We start from the raw sequence: 5,422 nt of genomic DNA on the forward strand, positions 1-5,422 counted from the left end.
CCAGGTCGGCACGGTCGCCTCCCGGGACTCCTCCATCGGCGCGCTGCTCGGCGAGGCCATCGAGAAGGTCGGCGAGGACGGCGTGATCACCGTGGAGGAGTCCTCCACGATGGCCACCGAGCTCGTCATCACCGAGGGCGTCCAGTTCGACAAGGGCTTCGTGTCGGCGTACTTCGTCACCGACCCCGAGGCCCAGGAGGCCGTGCTGGAGGACACCTACATCCTCCTGTACCGGGAGAAGATCTCCTCCCTCAACGACCTGCTGCCGATCCTCGAGAAGATCGCCCAGGCCGGCAAGCCCGTGGTGATCATCGCCGAGGACGTCGACGGTGAGGCGCTGTCCACGCTCGTCGTCAACGCCATGCGCAAGACCATCCGCGCGGTCGCCGTCAAGGCGCCCTACTTCGGTGACCGCCGCAAGGCGTTCCTGGAGGACCTCGCGGTCGTCACCGGCGGCACGGTCATCTCCTCCGACGTCGGCATGAAGCTCTCCGAGGTCGACCTGGACGTGCTGGGCACCGCCCGGCGCGTGGTCGTCACCAAGGACGACACGACGCTGGTCGAGGGCGGCGGCACCAAGGAGGCCCGGGCCGGTCGCGTGGAGCAGATCCGCCGCGAGATCGAGGCCACCGACTCCGACTGGGACCGCGAGAAGCTGCAGGAGCGGCTGGCCAAGCTGGCCGGCGGCGTCGCGGTCATCAAGGTCGGCGCCGCCACCGAGACCGAGCTGTCGGAGCGCAAGCACCGCATCGAGGACGCGGTCGCCGCCACCAAGGCCGCGGTCGAGGAGGGCATCGTCCCCGGCGGCGGTTCGTCGCTGGTGCACGTGGCCAAGGAGCTCGAGGCACTGGCCGAGCAGCAGTCCGGCGACGTGGCCACGGGTGTCCGGCTCGTGCGCCAGGCGCTGTCCGCGCCGCTGTCCTGGATCGCGGCCAACGCCGGTCTCGAGGGCCCGGTCGTCGTGTCCAAGGTCAAGGAGCTCGGCTGGGGCCACGGCCTGAACGCGGCGAAGCTGACCTACGGCGACCTGGTCGCCGACGGTGTCGTCGACCCCGTCAAGGTCACTCGTTCGGCGGTCACCAACGCGGCGTCCATCGCCCGGATGGTGCTCACCACCGAGGCTTCGGTCGTGGAGAAGAAGGAAGTGGAGCCGGAGGCCGCCGCGGGGCACGGCCACGGGCATGGCCACGGCCACGGTCCCGGTTTCTGACCGGTTTCCGACCTGAAAGACGAACGCCGCATCCGGTGCCAACCTCACCGGACGCGGCGTTCGCGCGTGTGGAGCCCTATCTGGCCACGGCCAGCGTGCGCTTCTCCACCTTGATGATCGCCTCCCGCTCACCCTCGGAGAGGCCACCCCAGATCCCGTACGGCTCGTGCACCGCGAGTGCGTGCTGCCGGCACAGCTCCAGCACGGGGCAGGCCTGGCAGATCGCCTTGGCTCTCGCCTCGCGGCGCGCCCGGGCCGGACCGCGTTCACCGTCCGGGTGGAAGAAGAACGCACTGTCCATGCCTCGGCAAGAGCCCTCGAGCTGCCAGTCCCACACGTCCGCGTTGGGCCCCGGGAGCCTCCGAGTGTCTGCCATTGGTGACCGCCTCCCTCGCCGGCTGTTCGCACTCACCGGCTACTCCATTCGGTGCAGCGCAACCAACGCTAGAACCGCGCCAAAGCTTGTTCAATAGTGATCGACTTATTGGCCTGGGGATTCAACCGATCGGTGAAGGGGCCTCCACGCTGCGTATTCGTCGATCCAGTTGCCGGACCCCTCGGATCACCCGACGATGGGGGTGTGGCGACCAAGCAAACGTCCGTGGGCGATCACGTCCGACTGGTGGACCGGGTCGCGCCCGACGAGGAGACACTGCCGGTCGCGGCCGTTGCCCGCAGGCTGGGGGTGGCGCCGGCGACGCTGCGGACGTGGGACCGCCGCTACGGGATCGGCCCACGTGCCCACACGACGGGCCGGCACCGCCGGTACACCCACGACGACATCGCGCGGCTCGAACTGATGCAGCACGCCCTCCTGCGCGGCGCGACCCCGGCCGAGGCGGCGAACTACGCCCTGCGGTCCGTGGCCCCGCCGTCCCCGGAGGTCGTGACCTCGCGTGACGCCGGAGCGTCGCTACTGCGTGAGTTCAGCACCCGATCGGGTGCCGTCCTGGGCCTGTCCCGGGCGGCGACGGCCATGGACGCGGTCGCCGCCCAGCTGCTGCTCGCCGACAGCATCGAGGCGCTCGGCGTCGTCTCGATGTGGGACGACGTGCTGCGCCCGGTGCTGGCCGCGCTGGCGAGCCGGTGGGCGCACTCGGGTGAGTACGTGGAGGTCGAGCACCTGGTGCACGAGTGCGCGCTGGCAGCGCTGATCGGCGCGACGCCACTGGTGACCGCGCCGAAGAACCCGCGTCCGGTGCTGCTGTGCTGCGCGCCGGAGGAGCGGCACTCGCTGCCGCTGTACGTACTGCGTGCGGCGCTGGCCAGGCAGGGCATCGGCACGCAGATGCTGGGTGCCGCGCTGCCGACGTCCGCGCTGGCCGCCGCGGTCCGCCGAACGGGCCCGGCCGCGGTGGCGGTGTGGGCGCAGCTGCCGCGGAACGGGCGGCCGGAGGTGTTCGCGGAGGTGCCCCGCACGCGGCAGCGGGTCAGGCTGTTCGCGTGCGGGCCGGGGTGGTTCACCGCGGACCTGCCGGACCGCGTGGACCGGCTGGACGACCTGTCCGACGCGGTGCACCGGATAGAAGGCCTGGTCACCACGCCGCGCTGAGTCGAGATCCGCGCAGGGCCGGCCTCTGCGATCTTCGAGGTCACGGCGTGGTCGTGGTTGGGGACGTGGTCGTCGTCGTGGTCGTCGTCCAGGTTGCGGTGGTCGGTGCGGTGGTGGTCGGGGGCTCCTCGGAGGTCGTCGTCGTGGTGGTGGTGGTCGAGGCGTCGGAGGTGCGCTTCGGCTTGCCGGAGACGCACGAGTCGATCCAGAACTCGCGGATCTGGTCCGCCCATTCCTTCGAGACGCCGCCACTGGCCGTGTCGGCCGGGTAGTCCTCCGGACGGGTGAGGCCGTTGAAGGCCCTGGTGCACCGCGCCTTGTCGATCAGAGGGGCTTCCTGGGCGCGCAGGAGGTTGCCGGCCTCCGCGCCCTCTTGGGCCACCTTCCTGAGGTAGGCGATGCGTTCCTCGTACGTCGACGGTGACCCGGTGCAACCGGCGAGCGGCAGCGCGGCCACGAGCGCCAGGGTGAGTACCACTTGTCGGGGTCGCATGGCGCCGAACTTAACGGGCCGGAACTGTCGGTGGACCCCGGTAGGCTGCGATTCGGGAACCGGAGGCGTTCCCCACCCGGCATCGGGGGAGCTGTGACCGCCACACTGGAAGAAGCCGCGTTCGGGGCTCGGCCTGGCCTTGTCGTCAGCGCCGTCCCCGAGGAACCGCGTGGCCGGTGGCTGGCGGCCGTCGTACTCGGTGCCCAGGGGTGGTACGCGCGGGCGGCCACACTTCTCACACCTCTGACCCAGCGCCCCGACGACCTGGGGGCCCTCGCCGCGGCCACGCTGGCCTCCCATCGCCGGCAGCTCGGCGGGCACGCGGCCGCGCGGCCGCTCGACGCGCGGGCCCTCGTCCGGTCCACCAGTGACGAGGCCCGCGCCGACGCCCTCCTCGGGCTCGCGGCCGACGCCATCGGAGCGGGGCGGCTCGACGAGGCACGCCGCGCGCGGGACCGGGCACCCCGGACGACCTGGCGCGCACGGGTGCGCACGGGCTGGGTCTCGGCGGAGATCGAGTTGAGCGCCGGTCGAGCCGACCTCGCGCGGCCCCACGCGGAGCGGGCGCTCGCGGAGTCCACCGGCACCCGGCACCGGCTCAAGTCGGAGATCGTGCTGGGCGCCGCGCTCAGGGACGCCGATCCGGCCATGGCCCGAAAGCTCGTCACCCGGGCGCGGGACGAGGCTACGGATCTGCACCTGTTGTCCCTGGTCTGGCCGGCGTCACTGCTTCTGGCCGAAGCTGACCCGGACGAGGCACTAACGCATCGCCGCTGTGCCGCGATCGCCTTACACAGTGTGTTACGGAGAGCAGAGCCCCGCGGGCGCGCACTCGCGGAACGCTCTCCATGGGTGCCTACAGTGACTGGCCCAACCGGGTGACCGCGGGCGCTCGGACATCTGGGCGAACTGGTCAGCAGATTTACCACCAGATCGTGTCAAGGTTCGCCCTCAAGCGTCCGATAGGGAGTAGTACGTCACTCGGCTGCAGGAAGGAGTCCCCGTGACGACGGTCTTGATTTGCGACGACCGCCGCGGCGTGCGGGAAGGACTGACCCGTGTCATGTCCGCGGTGCCAGGTGTGAGTCGCATCGACTGCGTAGCACACGGTGACGAGCTGCTCGCCCGATTCTCCCGCGCTCCCGTCGACGTGGTTCTGGTCGGCACGCAGCGTGCGGTTCCCACCGGCGTCGAGGCCACTCGCCGCCTGGTGTCGGCGAACCCGACGGCCAACGTCATCGTGTTCGGCGCTCCGGACGACGCGAGCAGCATCGCCGCGGCCATCGCGGGCGGTGCTCGTGGGTACCTCCGGTGGGACGCGTCCCGGCCGGAACTGGTGGCCGCGCTCGCGCACACGCTGGCGTCCACCTCGGTGCCGGCGCCCCGTCAGCCCTCCGACCCCGGTGTTCAGCTGACCGACCGCGAGCTGCAGGTGCTCCGCGGGATGGCGATGGGCAAGAGCAACGGACAGATCGGACGGGAGCTGTACCTCTCGGAAGACACGGTCAAGACGCACGCGCGGCGGTTGTTCCGCAAGTTGGGCGTTCGGGATCGTGCTCAAGCCGTGGCGCACGGCTTCCGGCGAGGGCTCGTCTCCTAGGCTCTGCCATGTGACTGGTTCCGAGTTAGCCGCGTCTGACGACAGGGATGGGTCGGTCAGGCCGGCTGACGGGGACGACCGGGGTTCGAGTGCGGACGCCGGGAGTCGGGGTGGGGCCGGGGTGCGTGGGGAAGGGTCTGGCGATCGGGATGGGTTGGCCAGGTCTGCTTCTCGCTCTCGTGGGTCTTCTTCGGCTGGTTTGGGCGGTGTCTCTCCGGAGGGTGGGGCCGGGGTGGGTGAGGAGGGGCTTGGCGATCGCGATGGGTTGGCCAGGTCCGCTTCTTCCTCTCGCGGGTCTTCTTCGGCTGGTGAGGGTGGAGTGGGCGGGGAAGGGCTTGGCGATTGGGATGGGTCCGCCAAGCCCTCTTTCGAGCCTTCTGTGGCCAGCCGTACCCCTGAGTCGGGCGTTGACGACGGTGACTTAGCCGACGGTGACTTAGCCGACGGCGAGTATGTCGACGGCGAGTATGTCGATGGCGAGTTCGTGGACGGCGGGTATCCGGTGCGGCCCTTCTGGGCTCGGACCTCGACGCTCGTCGTCTTCGTCGTTGTGTTGTTCCTGGTTTC

The 5,422-nt window shown here is 70.6% G+C and carries 7 protein-coding genes; 5 read left to right on the plus strand and 2 right to left on the minus strand.

What is annotated here, in order from left to right; translation table 11 throughout:
• A partial coding sequence (gene groEL, locus ACJ73U_RS46235) for a chaperonin GroEL (protein ID WP_407784166.1) occupies nt 1-1,210 on the plus strand: 1,210 nt, incomplete at its 5' end.
• A gap of 76 nt (nt 1,211-1,286) precedes the next feature.
• Here the strand turns inward: groEL and ACJ73U_RS46240 are convergent.
• On the minus strand, nt 1,287-1,586 hold the full coding sequence (locus ACJ73U_RS46240) for a WhiB family transcriptional regulator (RefSeq protein ID WP_407784167.1): 300 nt from the start codon (nt 1,584-1,586) through the stop codon (nt 1,287-1,289).
• A 204-nt stretch (nt 1,587-1,790) separates the two neighbouring features.
• On the opposite strand from ACJ73U_RS46240, the gene ACJ73U_RS46245 reads away from it, so the two are divergent.
• Complete coding sequence (locus tag ACJ73U_RS46245; protein ID WP_407784168.1) at nt 1,791-2,762, plus strand: MerR family transcriptional regulator; 972 nt, start codon at nt 1,791-1,793, stop codon at nt 2,760-2,762.
• A 40-nt stretch (nt 2,763-2,802) separates the two neighbouring features.
• Here the strand turns inward: ACJ73U_RS46245 and ACJ73U_RS46250 are convergent, their stop codons facing one another.
• The gene (locus ACJ73U_RS46250) at nt 2,803-3,255 is read right to left on the minus strand and encodes a hypothetical protein (RefSeq protein ID WP_407784169.1); all 453 of its coding nucleotides are present in this window, start codon (nt 3,253-3,255) and stop codon (nt 2,803-2,805) included.
• A gap of 93 nt (nt 3,256-3,348) precedes the next feature.
• Between ACJ73U_RS46250 and ACJ73U_RS46255 the strand changes: the two genes are divergently transcribed.
• The 3 genes from ACJ73U_RS46255 to ACJ73U_RS46265 all read left to right on the plus strand — a co-directional run.
• A complete protein-coding gene (locus ACJ73U_RS46255) occupies nt 3,349-4,137 on the plus strand; it encodes a hypothetical protein (protein WP_407784170.1) in 789 nt (262 codons plus the stop codon).
• Nucleotides 4,138-4,258: 121 nt separating this feature from the next.
• Nucleotides 4,259-4,855 (plus strand): response regulator transcription factor, encoded by a 597-nt coding sequence (locus ACJ73U_RS46260; protein WP_133907713.1) that lies wholly within the window; start codon nt 4,259-4,261, stop codon nt 4,853-4,855.
• A 379-nt stretch (nt 4,856-5,234) separates the two neighbouring features.
• On the plus strand, nt 5,235-5,422 hold a 188-nt coding region (locus tag ACJ73U_RS46265), incomplete at its 3' end, for a hypothetical protein (protein WP_407784171.1).

This window comes from Actinophytocola sp., from assembly GCF_045807065.1.
In the GTDB taxonomy this organism is placed as follows: Bacteria; Actinomycetota; Actinomycetes; order Mycobacteriales; family Pseudonocardiaceae; genus Actinophytocola.